Raw genomic sequence first — 388 nt, 5'->3', positions numbered from 1 at the left:
CGGGGTCAGGATGCGGCCAAACGGCTGCTGGGCTCAGAATTGGATGGCGTGTTGGTGACAGACCAGTACGCAGGATACCGTTTCATCGACAGCAGCCAGCGTCAGCTGTGCTGGGCCCATGTACTGCGCAATGTGGCAGCGATTGCCGACAGCGGCGAAAAGGTCAATCAGCCCATTGGGGCCCGACTGGTGCTTCTCGCAAATAGCGTATTCAGGGTTCGACATGGCTATGAACAAGGCGTGTTGAGCCAGAAACAATATCAGCGAAGGCTTGAGCGATGTCGGCAAAGCTGGCGAAAAGAGCTGGGGCGAGGCAGTTTGCTGTGCAGCAAGCGCTACCGAGGTCGCTGTCGGCTACTGCTCAAGGATGATGAAATGCTGTGGCGTT

At 57.2% G+C, this 388-nt stretch carries 1 protein-coding gene; it reads left to right on the top strand.

All coding sequences use genetic code 11. From position 1 onward, the window contains the following. Nucleotides 1-388 (top strand): transposase (locus J9889_RS19770; RefSeq protein WP_210557813.1); only part of this gene is annotated, 388 nt, incomplete at both ends.

This window comes from Aeromonas sp. PrichA-15 (genome assembly GCF_017939245.1).
Classification (GTDB): domain Bacteria; phylum Pseudomonadota; class Gammaproteobacteria; order Enterobacterales; family Aeromonadaceae; genus Aeromonas; species Aeromonas caviae.
Note: the sequence above shows the minus strand (reverse complement) of the source record. Positions and strands in the feature narration are given on the sequence as shown.